Raw genomic sequence first — 19,426 nt, 5'->3', positions numbered from 1 at the left:
TTGGAGAGCAGCATTTAGCGGGATATTATCCTGGCAGTGAGACATATCAGCATAAGGGGTTAGGTACCTGATACCCTAAATACAAAGGGCGGTTCAATGTGAACCGCCCTTTGTATTTAAATATCTTTGAAAGCAAATCGTTTGATGAAATCATAATGTTTGAAAAAAGCTTCTCTTATTGGAAAATTCAGATTTTCTGCACGTACTCTTCTTTCAAATACAGATTTCAACTCTTCCAGTCCCGGATCTTTACGATGTTGGAAGTAAGAGCCCAGGTCCGGTTCTTCTTTTCCTGCTCCCTTAAGATGATGAATGAAGCCAGGTATCAGCTTCCTGAAAGGACCAAGTGATAATGCCAACATAAATAAGATGGACATTAATTCAACATTGGATGTCTCATGCTCATAACCAAACTCTTCATGTGCCTTAATGATTCTGAAAATATTAACAAATCGCTTTATGGTGCGGGGGTTATTGCCTACGATCCCGGACATGCGCTGCAGTATTTCCACTTCTGTTGTAGTTAGCGTCAGCGTTTCAATTTGCTCTTTTATAGTTGCAACAGAACTTATCTCAGGAATGATCGCGTCTGTCAATGCTTTTGTGGATGTTAATTTTTCCGCAGACACGATCGAATCTCCTGCTGATGCCGCCATCACGCTGGTTGCAGTGGGTGTTGTCAATACTTTTTTCGTCTTTATTTCAGGTAGCGGTGCACCTCCCATCGCCAGCTTACTGATCATACCTTTCACATCTGTATCTGTTGGTTCTTTCAGATGAAAGGGTACCTGAAATATTTTCTCAAGATAATCCGAAGGGTCGAGTTCCGCTCCACCGGCTCCCAATCCGCCATGCAATCCATTAAATTGTATCGCATGTTTTCTTAACAACGCATTCCTTATCCAGCGGGAATCCACACCGGCCACCACTACAAAAAGCGGAAATGCCATTAATAAATTCACCGCTTCCAACACCTGTACTACCGTTTCTTCCGGGCATCGATCCAGATCATCAATATACAGCACGATGCGCTGCAATTTCACCTTAAAATGATTTCTGAAAATTTCCGCCTCTCCATTTGTTTGCACTTCTCCCTGATGCTCATAAAAAAGACTATTCAGGATTTCAAGATCTTTACGGATAACAGAAATGATTCCCAGGTGTTTTCGGTAATCTTCACTTTTGGAACGCTTATCAATAAAATTGTACAGTGTTTCGGTAGCGAGGGCATTGTTAATTCTAAAATCCAGATCTGCCTGTACAGCTTTTGCAGATACTACCTGTTCATTCACCATAATCAATTCCGCCTTATTTTTTTCAATCTGCAACAGCAACGCCTTCTCGTCCTGAGCGGCCTTATCACGTGCCAAAGTAATAGCTGCTTCGTATCCTTCTTTGATCTGCCAGAAAGAGGCAATGATTGGTTTTAATTCCTTATAAGCGGATCTTATTCTGACAAACATCACCGATGCCGCAGATAAGAAGGTGATCATAAATGGCGGAATAAGAAATCCGGTGACTGCTATTTGCTGTTCCAGCCAGTCTAATCCTTTTGGTACTATAACGATAAGCAGTATTACTGCGGCCAGGTATCCTATATTGATTAACCACCTGCCTTTTCGAAAAAAAACACGTAAAAAAGCGTAGGACGACTTCGCCTGTTTGTAGGCTTCCACCGGATTCTCCCAATACTCGTCTGGTACTATTTTTCTTAATTCTTCTTTCGACTGACAGAAAGTTTTATTCTTATTTAAAGCAGCAAGAATGCGTACCCTTACACTAAACTGCTCATCAACGTTTGCTATTACGGCCCTGAGGGTGTTCTTCCTCACAGCTTGTATTTTCCGGGTTAACTCCATCCGGATATTTTTCACCTTATCCTGCAGGCCTTTCACCTGTTGATCAATTTGCTTTTTCTTGTCTTCCAGAAAAGAAACCTCCTGACTCGTAATACTCAGCCTTTTGATAAGTGTTGCTTTGATTTCATTCTTCGCGGCAGTAGTAGAATCATCTGCCTGGATATAAATATTAAGCTGTTCAAAGATTCTTGATATAATACTGGCCCAGAGATTAGTGTCCATATAAGACCAGGCATTGAAATGAATCTGGGCAATACCACTACAATAAGCCCCATCCACCCCCATCTGAGACAATGCACCAATCTTTCGCCGCAGTTGCTCCATAAAAAAGCTTTTCCCCGATCCCCATTTCCCCAATAATGCCACCGCCATCGGGGGCTGGAAACTGCTGGCAGCAATAATACGGGCAAAAGCGGTAACATCATTAGAGATATCAAGATGGTCAGTAGTAGTGTCTGTGTCGTTATGAAAATGGCCAATTTTGCTAACCGTTGTGGTTGGGCGTGTAGCCTGGGTCACTGTTCTCTCAAGGATGCTCCGCAGCGCAGGGCCTAATTGCCTCCACAGATAAATTTTATCCTTTTCAGAAAGCCGCTGAACCACCCTGGCATATCGTCCCTGAAGGGCAATGTGCTTAATAGCAAAAATCAACTCCTTAGATGTAATGCACCAATCTACCTTCATTGCCGCTCCATCGGAAACAGGTATAACTACTCCAACGGCTTGGATTTCCAACGGGACACCCACCTCCTTCCTTTCTGTGACACTGTAAAAACGTGCTGATTTATTATAGACAATAACATCACCTATCTTAACCTCTTTTAAAAATGGTGCGAGGCTGTGCCTTTTATGCCACGCATTCCTAAGTAGTAACCTGGTCAGGCGTTCGGAGTTGTCCTCCCATTCAGGGCTAAACAGACAAATATCTCCCTTAAAACGACCCTCTACCTCTTGCGTATGGCTATTTGACACTTCAGATCTATTCTCTCTAACTTGTTGAGCAATCCAGGTATCCTCCACCTCTTTAGGTAATGAAATACTAAAATGAACGTTCAGCGCATATCGATGATATAAATCATTGATTACATCTGCTATAGTTGATAAATTTTGTTCTAGTGACAATCCCTTTCCCGTAGCGGGTATCCATACTATAGAATTTTTACCTTTCGATACTGCCTCTATAAATCCAGCACTGAGGTGCTGTCGCCAATAGCCAGCGGCCTCACTGTTGTCTGCAGTTGAAATAAAAAGTATATTAATTCTACGACCTCCCCCCTCATAATAATGATAACCTTTCTGCAGCTGTTTCGAGGTCGGAAATACGGAAGACGGATAACCAACATTATCCAATACTTCCATAGCCAACCTATTTTTTGCCACTTCACGATCAACCGGTAATATCACTAAATCAACTAAATTCAGAGGGATTTCCACTCCATACTCATGCGGAGCTTTTATTACAGGTAATATAGGGTATTCCATTAACGCATTAATTAGGGGGTAAAATCAATAAGCAACAAACTTACTATTATCTCTTCTATACTACAAATGTAAAAGGTACTATGCCCTCCTCAACAAAAAGCGCTTTTCTTTCCACTTACATTTGTACGGCTATCCTTCCCCCCAACCCGATCTTAAACAGTAATTTAGTCCGCACCAATAGCCGTTTTCAATACCTCCTGTACCGCAGCTTCATCCTCCACATCATTATACCGCGGCACCAAACCATGCCCGTCATTTACATCCCGGCTAATCAGGTAATTGGTGGTAGAGATAAATCCCTGCAAATGGGTATTAGGTAAAGATATCATCTTCGGATTTCCACTGATGATATGCTTATTACCACCAGATTCCGTTCCTATAAAAACAGCCTTCGTATACTTCTCCAGATAGGTACTAACAATGGCTGCATTAGAAAAAGTCCCCCCATTAATGAGTACAAACAGGCGTCCGGTGTAGTGGTTACGAAGTGGTGTAATTACCCGGGCTTCCTTACCACCGTACAGATAGGTAACTGGTTTGGCCACCAGATAGGAAAGCAGGTAACATCCGGGCGCAAAATCGCCACCCTGGTTGTCGCGCAGGTCAAGGACGAGGTGCTGATATCCGGCCTCGCGTATCCGGGCAAATATGCTATCAATGGCGGTCTTATACGACTGATGATAAGTGGATTTTAATTCATCTTTATCCAGTGTCTTCATCTTCATCACCGGATTTCCATCTGGCATTAGGGACAAAGTAATACCGGGATGATCATTTCCTGCCGGATATAGTAAGGAGGTAGTGGAGGTGTCTGGCGGAAGCAACAACCGGATACTATCTTTGGTGAGTGCCGTTACTGTTTGTACACTGGTATCTCCTTTGATCTGCACGCGGAAGCTGGCACACTGGCCAAATGCAAAGTTATAGTACGCAGAAAAATAACGTTGCAATATCCATAAAGGATAAGTACGATTATATCCATCCCGGACTTGTCTTTTTATTAACTGTGTCATTAAGCTATCTGTCGGCATATCATTGATAGACAAAATTTCCTGTCCGGCCTGCAGCGTTTTATTGAGTGAGCCGTTGTCTTTGATGAACAACTTTCCATCCCGACAGATTACCTGCAATGGAAAAAATCGTCCCTGGCTGCTATAATAGGCCATGGCAGCTTTGCTGGGTAGGAACATGGTGTGCCCATCTGCAATTTTTTCGTGGAGGAGGGTAATTAAACTTAAAAACTCCTGTGCTTTCATTGGATGATTGATCTGCTGATAGAGACTATCCCAAAAGGCCGTAAATATTGGTTTGGACGTATAGCGATACAGTGCAGGATGGGTAGTTTCCAGTTGCTTTCTCACAAAGCGGAGATCCGCTTTTAATTCGGCGGTAGTGTATAGCTGGTCCTGGGCTACCGCAGTAGATGCCAGCAATAACAAGAGGAGGCAACGTTGAAGAAAAAGCATCCTTTAATTTACGACAAGAAATTAAATCAGGGAAGCGCTTTAATAAAAGGTTGGATGCCGTTGGTAACAAACACTTTCAATTGTCCGTCGGCGCCCTTGTAAATCAGGTAGGCATCCAGCTCTTTATGCTGTTCCAGGAAGCGTTTCGTGGCTTCCAGTCCCATGACCATGAAAGCAGTATCGTAGCCATCCGCGGTGATGGCATCATCAGCAAAAACGGTGACGCTGAGTAAGTCGGCGGGTGCGGTGGCGCCGGTAGCGGGGTTGATGATATGTCCGAAGATATGGCCGTTCTGTTGGTAGTAGTCGCGGTAATTACCTGCGGTGGTAGCTGCTTTGTTGAGTAACTGCACGGTGGAGGCTTCCGCTTCCGGATGCAATGGATTGTCAATCCCGATAGTCCACGGAGTGCCATTTTTCCGGCCTTTACAGCGTACTTCTCCCCCTATCTCCACCATGTAATCGCGGATGCCGTTGCGCTCCAGCAACGCGGCTAAAACATCTACGCTATAGCCTTGTGCAATACCGTCGAAGTCGAGGCGCACCTGTTCCTGTAGTTTATGCACGCTGTTTTCGTCGAATACAATTTTGGTGAAGCCTACGTATTGCAATAGGGAATCCTTTTTCTCCCACCACGGCTGACCGGATTTTTTTCCGGCGCGATAGGCTTCCGTCAGCGGCATTACGGTGGGGTCAAAAGCGCCGTGGGTAGCGGTGTATATCTCAGCTGATTTTTTGAGTACCGGATAAAAATAAGGCAGCTCATAAGTCCAGGTAGTGGATTTATTAAAGAGGGATATTTCTGAATCTTTGCGGTAAAGCGACAAACACTGGTCTATCTCCTGTAATGTGCTATCAATGGCGGATTGCAGTTGTATGTGAGGAATACCGGTATACCTCACCTGCCAGGTGGTGCCTTGCGCGGAACCGCCCAGGGTAACCACCTGGCTGTGAAATAGTAAAAAAAACAGGTACATCATTATTCCTGCAATAACTGCATTAATTCCGATAAGTGTGCGCTATAGACTTCCCGGGGGCTGCTGTGATATTTCTGCGCCACAGAAGCCGCCATGCCTACTACTTCTCCCATCATACCACAGGTACGCATTACCCTGGTGCTACCAAAGGCCACGTGGGTAGTGCTGATATTTCTACCGGCCATAAACAGGTTGCTGATATTACGGGAATACAGGCAACGGTAAGGGATGGTATAAGGCGCTACCCGGATATGCCGGGTGCCGGCAAAAAATTCCTGTCCCTCAAAATATTTGCGGTTCAGTGAATCCGGGAAGTGCAGGTCGATGGTCCAGGTGGCGGTGACAGCGCCATCAGGATAGTGTTTACCTTCCTGGATGTCCATCTGGGTCAATACCATATCTCCCATCAAACGCCTCGACTCCCGCTTGCCGCCAATATAGGCCACCCATGCCAGCTCCTGTTTGGCGTATTTTTCTGCTTTATTATTTTTGAGATAAGACCAGTTGCCGTATACCGCGCGGAGATTATGGTCGCGGATTTTCTCTGCATCGGTGATGGTGTTGAAGTTGCCGAAGCCGGTTTCCCATTCCCAATCTGCTTTAGTGGCATCAATATAATATTCATCGGAAAAAGGCAGTGCCCAGGGCGTAGCAGGGAAGGTAGTGGGTTTATCCACCGGCACAGACGCCCACAAATTGGAAGTGCCTAAAGTAAAGCTATCAGACTTCTCTGCTGCCAGCGACTCATTGGTTTCTGCTTTGCTTTCTCTGCCCATCCGGAAGTCGGCGCCAGCGAGATAGCCGATGGTACCATCGCCGGTGCAATCTGAAAAATAAGTGCCGGTAAACCGGGTGTCCTGGCTGGTGGCAATATCACGACCAGTAACGGCAATAATCTTATCGTTTTCTTTCTCTACTTTATACACATAAGTGTTGAGGAATACTTTTAGATTTTTCTCCGCTTTTACGATGGCTACTTTCCGGCTATCGCCATATTCATCTCCATCCGGATTACCATTACCGGGATCGCCGTTATCCATCTCCCTCACTATTCTTCCTAATTTAGGATAATAGTTCTTGTCAATTTCTCCCCGCAGATGCACCCTTACTTCTGAGCTGTTATTTCCACCAAGTACCGGGCGATCTTGTATCAGCGCTACCTTCAGCCCCATGCGGGAAGCGGAGATAGCGGCGCAGGTACCGGCAATACCACCGCCTACTACTACCAGATCATACTTCCCGCCATCGGCAGGTTGCTCGCTGGTATGCAATAACTTTCTGCGCAAGGCGCTTAAAGCAGGCTTATCATTCGGCGGGGTGTATTTCTGAACGGTGGTGAATAACAACGCATCACATCTGCCGTTGAAGCCGGTCAGATCCTGCAGGGCTATTTTGGTGTTCACGTCATTGATGTTCACCACGCCGCCATCATACCATTTCCATTGATCGTTGCCGCTTTCTCCGAATACCGGAACCAGTGGCACATCGTTAACGACTACACGAAATTTACCGGGTCCTTTAGGGAATGGCGCCCAGTCTTTGGTACGCACCCATACATGGTACTTTCCTTTGGCGGGGAAGGAAACGTTGGTCACGGCGTCTTTCACCGGGCGGCCCATGCCATGTGCCATCAGGTAAGAAGATCCCATGGTGACAAACGACTGCTGATCAATGACCCAACCGCCTCTGTTGGCGAAGGATTCCGTTTCCACCAAAACCGGTTCCTGTGCGTGGACCCACAGGGAGCTGCAACATAGCGCTATCACCCGCCACCATGTTTTGCTACTGACTAATACGCTTTTCATAATTGTATAGCTGCTTTTTAACGTGTTTACTATCGGGTTTCCGCTGTTGTATCAGTGTATAAATAACGGCTGCTTTTTCGGCATCGGCGCTGGTAAGCTGTGCTCCCAGCAGGTCCAGCGGCAACACCGGCGCCTGTTGTAATAATGGTAGTATCAGGGCCGACTGCTCCGTGTTGGCATTCGGGAAAACAGTTGCCAGCTGTTGAATCAATTCCGTATCCAGGGGAATAGTTTTTAGTTTTCGTAAGATGGTAATCTGCACCGGGTATGCCGCTGCGGCATATGTTTTCCACAGCCAGCGTTGGGCAACTTTGCCTGTCATAGAATCCGGGTGCAGCTGCTGCAATAAGTACCGCGTCAGGAACACATTTTTTCCGGCGATTACGGCGCGGATATCGGATTCGAAACCGGATTTTATCCGCCCGCTTTTATCCATTACTTTATCGACGGCCCAATACTGATAAGCGTAGTTGCCGGAAGCCAGCCACTGGTGCCACATAGCGACATTACTGTACGTTTCGGTAATGCGTGTCATCTCCTCCACTACCGGTCCATGTGCAATATGCCACAACGTATAACAGGAGTACACCGCACCGGATATCACTTCATTTTTGATGGTCTTCAACGTGGCGCCGGTTCTGGCATCCACGGAGTCCGTCAGGTTTTCCGTGCCGGGTACAATGAGATCCGTAATTTTCAGCGATGCCAGCAACGAATTGGATTTGGCCAGTATGTCCTGCATTTTTTCATAGTCCGCCGGTTTAAATACTTTATGATCCAGTTTGGTCAATGCTTCATTCTCCGGCAAATCATAACGGATATAATTCCCCAGCAGGTCCCAGTAAAAATTGATGTACACCGGTTTGCATTCGCCGGTATAGCAAACCGGTGTAAAGATGTTACTGAAATAATACAATGGCTGTCCGGCTTTATTGGTAGCCAGATGCAACGGATACACGGTGGTATCGTTTTCCCGGAAAGTATACGCCCGCTGATGGGTGGCTACCGGCAACAGGTAACGGTTATGCATCACATCATTGATACGGCTGGTATCCAATACCTGCAGCCCGGCGGTATCCGCGGGTATACAGAAAGCGTTAGCCGTAAGCCCCAGCCATCCTGCTATCAACCATGTCACCATTGTATATTTCATATCTATTTATATTCCAGCCACGCCGTAGCGTTGCAGTCTTTGTTGCTGTTAAAACGAATCCACCTCGCCTGAAAGCCTTTCGGGAACTGATATTTAAACGTTTCGCCGGGAGCCACTGTTACCGTTTTATAAGGCATCCAGGTACCATTGCCTACCGGATCTGTAGCAATGGTGAATGTCACCGGCGCTTTAGCATCATGCGATAATTGCAGACTGCGATTGTCGTAAAACCCAATGAGATAAGGGTCCGACGGCTGCGCTGCTTTTACTGCCGAATTTTTCCAGGGTCCACCATGTCCCGTAGGTTTACCCATTTGCCATAAATCGTCGATAGCGCCGGCCCATACCGCAGCTTTTTTATCATCGGATACAATGATGTGTGCGCCTGCTTTTGCAGCCAGGTCAATACCTGTCATAATCAGCATGCCGCGATAAGCAGCGTAATCGTTGATCCGGAAATGATGCGAGGAAATGGGCCGTATTTTCGCATAGCCGTCAGCGTTTTCCGCGGGTAGTTCGTAAAAGGTACCATGACAATTAAACAGGTCTCTTTCCGTGGATACTTCTCTGCAAACGCGCAACGCGGCTTTACCGATTAAAGGAGTATATGCCTCATCGCCAAGCGGTAATCGCCAGCGACGGCCTTTATCGTCCACGATCAATACGGAAGATGCTTCTATGAGTACCGGTTGCTGCGGAATGGCAAATTTTTGTTCAATGAAATCGGCAGTGGCCGCGTCGGTTTTGGGTTGCAGCTGCATGTCGGCATTCAGTTCATAGTAGCCGATGTTAGTAGCGTCGCCATGTTGATACGTGCGTGCCAGCATACCCAATGCACGGCGATCATTGCCTAGTCCATATAGCAGGCCTCCTTTTACTTGCGCGTTCGTCACTTTACTGAGGCCATCAAAAATAGGCGCTGCCGTAGTACTACGTGTATCGTTGGCCGTATAGGAAAAATGCGCGGTAGCAGTCACGGCTTTATTGGCTTTTACGCGAATCCATTCTCCCGGCAGCTGCGCCGGAAAAATAACTTCCGCTGCCTGTCCGGGTGCTACGGTGATGGTTTGCGCAGTAGTCCAGTGGTCGTTACCACTGCGGTCTGTTTCAAACGTAAACACGACTGCTTGTGCACCGTTGTGTTGAATACGTGCACTGCGTTGCGGCCAGCCGGCAAATAGAAATGGCTCGGAAGCTACATCAGCCTTCACTGCTTCGTTGAGCCATACGGCGCCTTCGGCGGTATTAGGGCCGAGGTGATCCGGCTGTTGCAAGGCGGTGAACCATAAGTTAGAATTCGATTGGCCGGGGCCTTCAATATTTCCTTTGGCGCTGCGCTTGTTGAGGAATTCTTTTTGTGCAGCATCGTCACAACCAAATACCAGCTGATCTTGCCAACGGGTATAGTCGCCGATAACTTTTAAGTACGCACTACGGGGACGGATACCCGCAGTATGGCCGCTGGCGAAAGTAGCCGGGAAATGCCAGAACATCCCGTGCATGGTCATCAGGTACTCCGGTTGTGCAGGGGTGCCTACGTCTCTGATGCGGGGCCATTCTGTATTCCATCCGTGAGCGCCGTCGTAAGTATGACTGGCTTTAGGCAACCGAAAGAACTGCCATCTTCCCTGATCTCTCAATCCCAGTAATAACGATTTATGATCCCACCCGGTAGTCCAGATAGGATCGGTGGCGGGATGTGGATTTCCGGAGATGCCCCCCGGACCGGTGATTTCTACAAATTGATTCCGGCGAACTACTTTCCAGTCCTTACCATTCCATTCTGATAAGGAGCCGGCTTCTATGTCAAAATCGGTGAGTGCTTTGGGGCCGGGTTCACCATTGTTGGAATAAATGAGTACGCCCTGACCGGAGTACAATCCTTTACCATGCGCACCAGGCAATAGGGCCAGTGCTGCGTTGGCAAGGGTATCTGCGCCTTTTTTGTTTTTCACATTTCCATCTTCATACAACAAGGTTGGCTGCAGGGTATGTACATCTACTTCATAGAAACCTTCTTCCATGGTGCCATAATATATTTTTCCGGCGGGATCGGTCAGATGGCGGGCATTGCCGGTATGCCGCCCTGGCATTAACGTGTAGGGGATTACCCTCACGGTACCTTTATCACTGATGGCATAAGGGCCTATAAATAACTGATTACTTTCGGGATGTATCATTCTATTGGCCGGCGTGCCTCCGATACTTTCTTCCCGCACCACTTGCTGCAGGGCCGGTGTTACTTCATACAACTTATCTGATGAGCCAAAAGGCATATGCGGACCGTAAGTAATGACCCATAAATTACCTGCCCAGGGTACCACGGCGCCGGTGCCACACTCTCCTTCTTTATTATACATGGCCAGCTTCGGATAAATACCGCTATAGGCGCGGGGTTTATCTGATTGCGCGTCGGCGGGGTTACTATAGGTAGCGCCGGCAAGGCTCATGATAGCAGCACACAAAATAATATTTCTTCCGTTTTTCATACTGTTTTTTTGTGGCTGCTTAATAATTCGGATTCTGTGTAAGGTGACTGGTCAATACTTCCGTAGATGGTATGGGCCACAGATATTGACGGGTAGCATCAAACTTGCGTACGGTAATTTGTTTTACAAGCCCTGCGCTATACATGGGTGAGAAGTCGGCTACCCCATCTGCATCTATCACAGGCGTTTGCGGGAAAAACCACAGCCCCGGCTTTACCACTTTGGCGCGCAGATCAGCAGGGTCCAGCAGACCATAGTTCGCTTTGTTCAATACTTTCTCTGCCAGGCGCCAGCGGATAATATCCATATAACGAATACCTTCCAACGCAAACTCCATGCGTCTTTCCACGCGGATCATCTGCATCAGCGCATTCTTTTCGGTGGTGGTGACCGCCGGATAAGCGGCCGTGTTCGTATAGGTGGTACCGTAGGCGCGGGCGCGTACTTTGTTAATCGCATCGAGCACAGATTGATCAATATCACCTAACGCTGTTTTTGCTTCTGCATATATCAGCAATACATCTGCATAACGGATAATGATATTATCCGGCTCTACCGTCCAGGAATTGAGGAGCCAGTCGCCATCAATACCTTTTTTCCACAGCAGCCCGTTAAAAGAGGCGTACTGCGCTATAGAGCGGGTGTCCTTATTTTCCACATACTTATTGTCCGATACTTTCAATACCGTAACAGAGTCCGGATGTGGTTGAAAAATATATCCCAGGTGCGGTGTCTGAAACTCCACCAGTGTAGCGGCGCAACGGGGATCACGGTTATCAAAAGGACGGCGCGGATTAAAGGACGGCGATTTATCAATCGGCAACCCGTCCTTGCAGAGGAAGGCGCAGAACAGGTCCCAGGAAGGATCTTTCGCGGCCCAGCCGCCGGCATTACGGGCCACAAAATTTTGGCAATCGCCCAGTGTTACCTTCAACGTAACAGAACGGGGCAAACCAAAAACAGTTTCGGCAGAGTTCTTTGTTTTAGATAAAAAGAGATTGCCGAAGTTATCGTGCAGCTGATAGATATTGAGATCCATACAGGCTTTGGCGGCTGTTTTAGCGGTTTCCCAATCGCCCATATACAACGCAATGCGGGCTTTCATGGCCAGCGCAGCGCCTTTGGTAGCGCGTTTCAGATCGCTGCTGCTATACGTGGTTTTCAACGATGCGGCGGCGAGATCAAAGTCGGCATAAATTTTTTGCAGCACCTCCTGCGGTTTGCTTTGCTTCAGCCGCAGCGCCTGTTCTATATCAATGGTAGAATCAGTGTATACAATATTGCCGTAGTGCGATAACAAACGGGAATACTGGCAAGCTCTTACAAAGCGGGCTTCTGCGGAATAGCTGGCGATCTGGTCGGCCGTCAGCACCTTGCTGCCCCTGGAAATGCTTTGCAGGATATTATTCGCTCTGGCGATGGCTTTGTAGGTTTTGGTCCACCAGTCTTTCACGAAGCTGGTTTCCCCATTGATGGTAGCGCCGGTTACTTCTGTGGTTACGTCGCGGTACATCCAGTCGTCGGTCCACTCGTCGCTGTCTTTCATCCAGAAATCACCTTTGTAAAGTCCGTTGAGCGACATATTAATTTCTTCCGGTGTAGCGTTCCAGGTTTCGCTGGAGCCGTCTGACAAAGGATGCAGGTCCAGAGAACCACAGGCACTCAGCAGCATCCCGGTGAATATGATAATAGCCAATTGTTTCATGATCGTGGAATTTTAGAATTTAACAGATGCGCCAAATACATAGCTGGTGGTAATCGGATAACCCAGTCGGTCCTGCTCCGGGTCCCAGCCTCTGGGGAAGTGATGGATAGAAAATACGTCACTCACGCTGCCGTATAAACGAACACCCTGCAGGTGTACCTTCTTTATCCAGCTATTCGGCATAGAATAACCCAGGCTGATATTCTTCAACCGGAAATAATTTCCTTTGATCAGCCAGAAGTCAGACATCGCGTAGTTGTTGCCCGCAGAGGTATTGGTGTAGCGGGGAAACTTCGCTGCCAGGTTTTGCTCCGGCGTATTGTATTTACTCCAGGAATTGCCATCCAGTATAGCGGGGAAATTGCCATAATTTTCCGTCAGTGGCCGAACAATATCCGACCCCAGCTGAGACCTTTGTTTGCCTACACCTTGTAAAGCAATACCAAGATCCCAGTTCTTATACCCCATCTGTATGGACGCACCATATTGATAGCGGGGCAGGGAGCCACCCAGTAACACCCGGTCATATTCCGGTGATATTTTGCCATCAGGCACGCCATCCGGGCCGCTGATATCTTTGTACCGCACATCACCTGGTTTTACGTTGGCATTGAGTTTAGGCGATTTGTCCACGTCATCCTGTGTTTGATAGATCCCGTCTGATACATAGCCATACCATTCGTTAAATTCACTGCCCTGTTTTTTGATCTGGTCGCCAAGGAACACGGTACCACCGAGGTCGCCCATTTTGGTGATGAAGTCGGACACGTTTACGGATACACTGTAATTGAAATCATCGATGCGGTCACTCCAGCTCACTTGTGTTTCCCAGCCTTTGGTATACATTTTACCGGTATTCTGGAAGGGGTTGTCGTAGCCAATAAAATCAGGTATTTCCAGCTCCAGCAAAATATCACTGGTAGTTTTCTGGTAGTAGTCGCCCGTAAAGCGTAAGCGGTTTTGTAAGAAGTTAACGTCAGCGCCTATATCCCATGACCGGGTAGTTTCCCAGGAAATATCACGGATGGCATATTGCCATTGTGCAGCCGATTGTCCGGATACCACGGTATTACCTTTGTAGAAAAGGGAATTATTTTCGAAAGATAGCAAAGCCTGATAGGGGTAATTTCCAATACGCTCATTTCCCAATGCGCCTACAGAGGCCCGTACTTTCAGAAACGACAGCCACGGCGCTGTCTTCTTCACAAACCCCTCCTCCGACATCACCCATCCGGCCGAGAACGAAGGGAAGGCGCCCCAGCGGTACCCTGGCGCAAAACGCGAGGAAGCATCATAACGGATATTTCCCTGCAGCAGGTATTTATCTTTATAACTATACATCAATCTGCCGAACCAGGAACGGTAAGCATTTTCAAACGCGCTGCCACTATTATCGCGGAATTCCAGCGGACCGAGGTTGAGGTAAGGGTAGTTATCCAGCTGGTATTGCCCTCTGGAAGCGCCCAACAGCTCATCGTGCGCTTTGTAAAACTCATACCCCGCCATCAGGTTAAAGTTATGATGCTTGAATGCTTTGGTATAATTGGCGAAGAACTGGGTGGTATAACGGTAGTTATCGTTACGCATTTCTTCCAGCTTGGTTTCCGTAGCGCCTTCTATGTAACCGGATATAGAACCGGGATTATTGAAAGCGGTATAAGGGATTTTCTTTGTGAACTTTTTTCCTTTGTCGAAGTTCAGGAAAGGCGCTACCACAGCGGAAAATTTCAATCCTTCAATAGGCGTAAAATCGATGCCGATTTTTCCACCCAGCTGGTTGTACCAGTTATCATTGGAGCCGCCGAATTTTGTCAGCGCATAAATATTAGCCCCGTCCTTTCCGGCGCCCACACGGCCATCAGACCACATGGCCGCATAAATAGGCGGCACTATCCCCAGCTTATACATGGGATCTATCATGGGATAGGGAATAATAGGCGCCGATGTGATAGTACGTTTAAAGTTAACGTCTACACTGGCAGAGAGGTATTTATTGATGGTAATATCATTGTTAACGCGGGTGGTGATACGGTCGTAAGAGCGGTTATCATATAAGGCGCCATTTTTATCATATACCAGTGAAATACGGGAGCGCAGCGCCTTTCCGGCGGCGCCAATACTGAGCATATGCGTTTCGCGTGGTGCGCTGCTATGCAGCAGGAGCGCCCGCCAGTCGGTGTTGGGATACTGATCCGGATTTGCAGCGTGTAGTTGTGTGTAGTTGTCTACAATATCTTTTGTATAGGTAGGATATTCGTTGGCATTATTGCCGTTATCATTCCATCTCAGTTCATTGGTCAGCTGCATATATCGTACGGCATCCACGTATTGTGGTAGTTTGGTAGGTTTTTCCAGGCCGTATTCGTAGCTGTAGTTAAGATCCAGTTGTCCGTTCTTAGCGCGTTTGGTGGTCACCAGAATAACGCCTGCGGCTGCACGGGAGCCGTAGATGGAGGCAGAAGCCGCATCTTTCAGTACAGAGATGTTGTCGATATCATTGGGATTGATGGAATTAATGTCGTCCACGGGTACGCCATCGAGGATCACCAGTGGTGTAGCACCTTCGTCTTTGATAGAGGTGATACCACGTACGCGGATTTGCGCCGTGGCGCCGGGGCCTTTATCGTTGCGTGTTACCATTACGCCGGGCATAGCGCCTTGTAATGCCTGTGATACCTGGGTGGTTTTGCGGGCAGCTACAGCTTCGCCTTTCACGCTGGCAACGGCGCCGGTAAGATCACTCTTTTTCACGGTACCATAGCCAATCACGATCAGCTCATCCAGTGCGGTGTTGGCGGCTTTTACCAGTCTGACATCGAGTCGGAATTGTCCGGTCAGGGTGACTTCCTGTTTTTCGAAGCCGATAAAGGTAAAAACAATGGTAGCCCCATCGCTGATATCGCTGAGTTTATAGTCGCCCATGGCGTCGGTCACCGTACCTTTGGTGGTACCTTTCCATAACACAGTAACGCCGGGTAGTGGTGTACCCGCTTCATCTGTTACCCGGCCAATGAGCGACATAGGGAACGCCAGTATTTTTAATATAGGCGTTGTAGTAAGATGCACCTGTTTCTTAATAGAAATGGTTTTGTCTACAATAGAAAAAGTGAGGTCTTGTCCTTTCAACGCCTTGGTGAGCAGTTCTTCCAGGGGCACCTGCGCTACATCCAGCGTAACAGGGTGACTATCTTTCAGTAGAAAGTTGTCGTAAAATACGACGCAGCCGGTTTGCTTTTTGATAGCAGAAAAAATTGTTTTGAGTGACACGTCTTTCCCTGAAAAACTGACTGTTTGGGAAAATCCGGTGGCACTTACATTCAAAAAAACAACCGTCAAAAACAGAAACGTTAACTTCATAGCTAACAGCATTTTGGTTGAGCATAGCCTGCGATACCCGACAGCTGGTGTTGTTACCCTTTGGGCAATAGCAACGGCCATCCGGCTGCAAAGAGCGTTACAATTAATTTGCATACATTTGCATTGTTTGGTGGAGTGAATAAGGAGTCTTCGCCGACTTATTTTGTTCATCGCTATCAAATGCCGCCGGAAATATGACCAGTATTTCCGGTTTTTATTTGCATAGCAATGTCATTCGCGTAATCGTGGTGACTTACGCAGTGGAATTTATTTACTGCTTCAATAAAATAAAACGTGGTTTTTACTTAAGTACTGTAATATTTTTCCCCTCTATTTTGAATTTAACATCATTGGCTTCCAGGATACTTAACACTTCCGACAAGGGTAATGAACGCTGAATACCGCCACCAAAGCTCCTTTTCGGGATAGCGCCTTCATAGCTTACTTTCACGTCATACCATTGTTCTATTTGTTGCATCACCGTAGGCATATCGGCATCGGTAAACTGGAAGAATCCATTTTTCCAGGCAATAATTTCATCGGTATCTATATTGTTCTTCACTATTAATGCGCCCTGATGATTTACCTGCGCCTGCTGTCCGGGTTTCAGTATCGTGTTTTCACTGGCGCTGCTGACCTTTACGCCGCCATCCAGCAGCGTAGTGCGGATATCAGGCAACTGGTCATAGGCATTTACATTAAATCGTGTACCCAGCACCGTGATATTGACGGCTCCGGCATTCACCATAAACGGATGGTGTACATCCGCGGCTACCTCGAAATATACTTCTCCGGTAATATTTACTTTTCTGCTATCGCCGGAGAAAGCGGCAGGAAAGGAAATGGAAGAGGCGGCGTTGAGCCAGGCAATGGTGCCATCCGGTAATGTCAGGCGGTATTGTCCGCCCCGTGGCGTCACCATTTTATTATACATTTTTTCACCGGCGCCGCTGCCTTCATAGGTAAGCTCGCCATTACGCTGCTTCATTATTTTTATGTTGCCTTGCTGTGCCAGTAACCCATTGCCGGCGCTGTCTAAAGTAATCACGCTGCCATCTGCCAGCGTAAGCGTGGCCTTATTCCCCCCGGGTGCTACTTCATTTTTATACCGGCTTTGTTTATCGGCGATCACTGGTGCGGTAGTGGTATTTATAGATCGTAACGCCCACCAGCTGCCGGCTCCCAGCAACAATACGCTGGCGGCGGCCCACCAACCGTAGCGGATCATGCGTGCCGGTTGTTTTTCGGGAACAGTACTGAACATTGTCCTTTCAATACGATCCGACATCGCATCCGGCATGGTTGTTTGCGGTACATGCGTTTCCCATGCGTCTCCCAACGCTTCTTCCAGCTGATCTTGTGTGGCTGTAGTATCTATCCACACCGCCAGCTCTTCCCTCTCGGCAGTATTGGCGGTATCGTCAAAATATCTTTCAACGAGGTATTTAATTCTTGCTGACAGCATCCTGGTTATTTATGTTAATCAACATCCGCTCCACGGTATCTATCTTACTATAGACAAACGGGAAGGAACATATAACTAGTCCGGAAGAAAATATTTTTATTTTTGGAACGCCGCCAGGATCACCAGCACACAAGACGCGCCAGTAGCGGATTGCAGGTGTATACCCAGCTGCTCCCGGATGGTGCGCAGGGCAGCAATCATATGATTATTCACCGTAGCGGGGGAAATATTGAGGTGCCTGGCTATTTCGTCGTGCTTTAGTCCCTGGTCCCGGCTAAGGGTATATACCAGCTTTTGTTTAGGGGGTAATTTGTCCAGCGCCTTCTTCAACCGTTCTCTCACTTCCTGTAACTGCAAATGCTCTTCGGCATTGTCATGCGCGGTGTCATGAAGCTTATTAATTTCCGCCAGGATCAGCGTTTCTTTGGCCATCCGCCGGAACGCATTCAACACCTGGTGCTGCGCCATACGGTAAATATAGCCACCAAACTGTTCAATATGCAGCAGCTGTTGGCGGTCTTTCCACAGTTTCAGGAATACGTCCTGGATCACATCTTCCGACATTTCCGGGGAATTGGTTAAACGCAGGAGGAAGCTATATAACTTATGCTTGTGCCGGTGAAAGAGGCGGGTGAACGCTTCTTCATGCCCGGCAGCAGCCATTTGCAGCAATTGTTGTTCATCAGTTACATGTTCCATGGAACAGGATAAGGTGGAATAGTATTACATAACGTAGATCAGACTAAAATTAAAAAAATTGGGGAAATAAGGGGAAATATTTTTTGGGGGAGATGGATGTTATTGGCTTGTTAAGCTACTAATATATTAACTGCTATTAGGAAAGTGTGTTCTCTAACGGTAGACTTTTGCAGTCTATGAATAACTTTGAAAAATATGACCTTAATATAGAGATCAAGAAGGAAAAATTAAAATTCCTTTTCAATAGCACAGGACATTCTTCGGTAACCAAAGTAATAGAATATACATTACTCAAAAACGCAGGCACCGGTAATATATATAATTTCGGATTTGGAGATTATGACGCTGAAAGTGATTACGTAAGTGACATAAGCATATCCAATAATGGTGATGTGTATAAGGTTTATAACACAGTATTAAGTACTGTACCTCTATTTTTCAGAACTAACCCCAACGACTATATTTTCGTAGAAGGCAGTGACAGCTCAGCCGCTTTTCATGCATCCTGTAAAACAACATGTAAAAAGAAATGCGAAGAACGCTGTAGGAATCAGGGCAGAAGAATATCGATATATACGAATTACATAAACAAGAACTTCAATATATTAAAGAATGATTATTCTTTCTGGGGAGGTTTATTAGATCCATTAACCGGAAAAATCAGTTTCGAGGGCTTCAAACTAGGTAAAGTTTATACCGGATTCGTAATTGGCAAACGATAATTTTGTACATTTGACATATGAAAACAACACCTTTCATCTCTAAGTTCAGACTTATAAAGGAGAAACGTAAAAATAGAAAGCTCCTTGTGCAAGTTGCAACAAAGCTAAGGGGAAGAGAATTATTTCCTGAAAAAATAGCCAGAGCCAAGGACTTTCTAAGCAAGGTGGAAACCTTTCCCTTCTAACATCAATTTTCTGAAACATTATTATAAAAAAACAGGAACGTTCGCGTTCCTGTTTTTTTATA

At 46.8% G+C, this 19,426-nt stretch carries 12 protein-coding genes; 2 read left to right on the top strand and 10 right to left on the bottom strand.

Annotated elements, in window-relative coordinates:
• Positions 1-116: 116 nt before the first annotated feature.
• From AC1DFM_RS27715 to AC1DFM_RS27670, 10 genes are all read right to left on the bottom strand, one after another.
• Entirely contained in the window at positions 117-3,341 is a 3,225-nt protein-coding gene (locus tag AC1DFM_RS27715) for a P-loop NTPase fold protein (protein WP_477080024.1), read from the bottom strand.
• A 164-nt stretch (positions 3,342-3,505) separates the two neighbouring features.
• Entirely contained in the window at positions 3,506-4,807 is a 1,302-nt protein-coding gene (locus tag AC1DFM_RS27710) for a S41 family peptidase (protein WP_477080023.1), read from the bottom strand.
• 26 nt (positions 4,808-4,833) lie between these two features.
• Positions 4,834-5,787 carry an FAD:protein FMN transferase gene (locus AC1DFM_RS27705; protein WP_477080022.1) on the bottom strand — a complete coding sequence of 318 codons (954 nt, stop codon included), beginning with the start codon at positions 5,785-5,787 and terminating at the stop codon, positions 4,834-4,836.
• The gene (locus tag AC1DFM_RS27700) at positions 5,787-7,589 is read right to left on the bottom strand and encodes an FAD-dependent oxidoreductase (RefSeq protein WP_477080021.1); all 1,803 of its coding nucleotides are present in this window, start codon (positions 7,587-7,589) and stop codon (positions 5,787-5,789) included. Before AC1DFM_RS27700 ends, AC1DFM_RS27705 begins: the two co-directional genes overlap by 1 nt.
• Positions 7,567-8,742 carry a hypothetical protein gene (locus tag AC1DFM_RS27695; protein WP_477080020.1) on the bottom strand — a complete coding sequence of 392 codons (1,176 nt, stop codon included), beginning with the start codon at positions 8,740-8,742 and terminating at the stop codon, positions 7,567-7,569. Before AC1DFM_RS27695 ends, AC1DFM_RS27700 begins: the two co-directional genes overlap by 23 nt.
• A 2-nt stretch (positions 8,743-8,744) precedes the next feature.
• Complete coding sequence (locus AC1DFM_RS27690) at positions 8,745-11,231, bottom strand: hypothetical protein (protein WP_477080019.1); 2,487 nt, start codon at positions 11,229-11,231, stop codon at positions 8,745-8,747.
• Between the two features lie 19 nt (positions 11,232-11,250).
• Positions 11,251-12,936: a RagB/SusD family nutrient uptake outer membrane protein gene (locus AC1DFM_RS27685; protein WP_477080018.1), complete on the bottom strand. Its 1,686-nt coding sequence runs from the start codon at positions 12,934-12,936 to the stop codon at positions 11,251-11,253.
• A gap of 12 nt (positions 12,937-12,948) precedes the next feature.
• Positions 12,949-16,293: a TonB-dependent receptor gene (locus AC1DFM_RS27680; protein WP_477080017.1), complete on the bottom strand. Its 3,345-nt coding sequence runs from the start codon at positions 16,291-16,293 to the stop codon at positions 12,949-12,951.
• A gap of 301 nt (positions 16,294-16,594) precedes the next feature.
• Positions 16,595-17,758 carry a FecR family protein gene (locus AC1DFM_RS27675; RefSeq protein ID WP_477080016.1) on the bottom strand — a complete coding sequence of 388 codons (1,164 nt, stop codon included), beginning with the start codon at positions 17,756-17,758 and terminating at the stop codon, positions 16,595-16,597.
• A gap of 96 nt (positions 17,759-17,854) precedes the next feature.
• The gene (locus AC1DFM_RS27670; protein ID WP_477080015.1) at positions 17,855-18,457 is read right to left on the bottom strand and encodes an RNA polymerase sigma factor; all 603 of its coding nucleotides are present in this window, start codon (positions 18,455-18,457) and stop codon (positions 17,855-17,857) included.
• Positions 18,458-18,633: 176 nt separating this feature from the next.
• On the opposite strand from AC1DFM_RS27670, the gene AC1DFM_RS27665 reads away from it, so the two are divergent.
• Together AC1DFM_RS27665 and AC1DFM_RS27660 are read left to right on the top strand one after the other, a co-directional pair.
• Positions 18,634-19,179, top strand: coding sequence for a DUF6934 family protein (locus AC1DFM_RS27665; protein WP_477080014.1), 546 nt, complete (start codon positions 18,634-18,636; stop codon positions 19,177-19,179).
• Positions 19,180-19,196: 17 nt separating this feature from the next.
• Complete coding sequence (locus AC1DFM_RS27660; protein ID WP_477080013.1) at positions 19,197-19,364, top strand: hypothetical protein; 168 nt, start codon at positions 19,197-19,199, stop codon at positions 19,362-19,364.
• Positions 19,365-19,426 lie beyond the last annotated feature (62 nt).

The sequence above is a fragment of the Chitinophaga sp. 05T412 genome, assembly GCF_056396465.1.
Note: the sequence above shows the minus strand (reverse complement) of the source record. Positions and strands in the feature narration are given on the sequence as shown.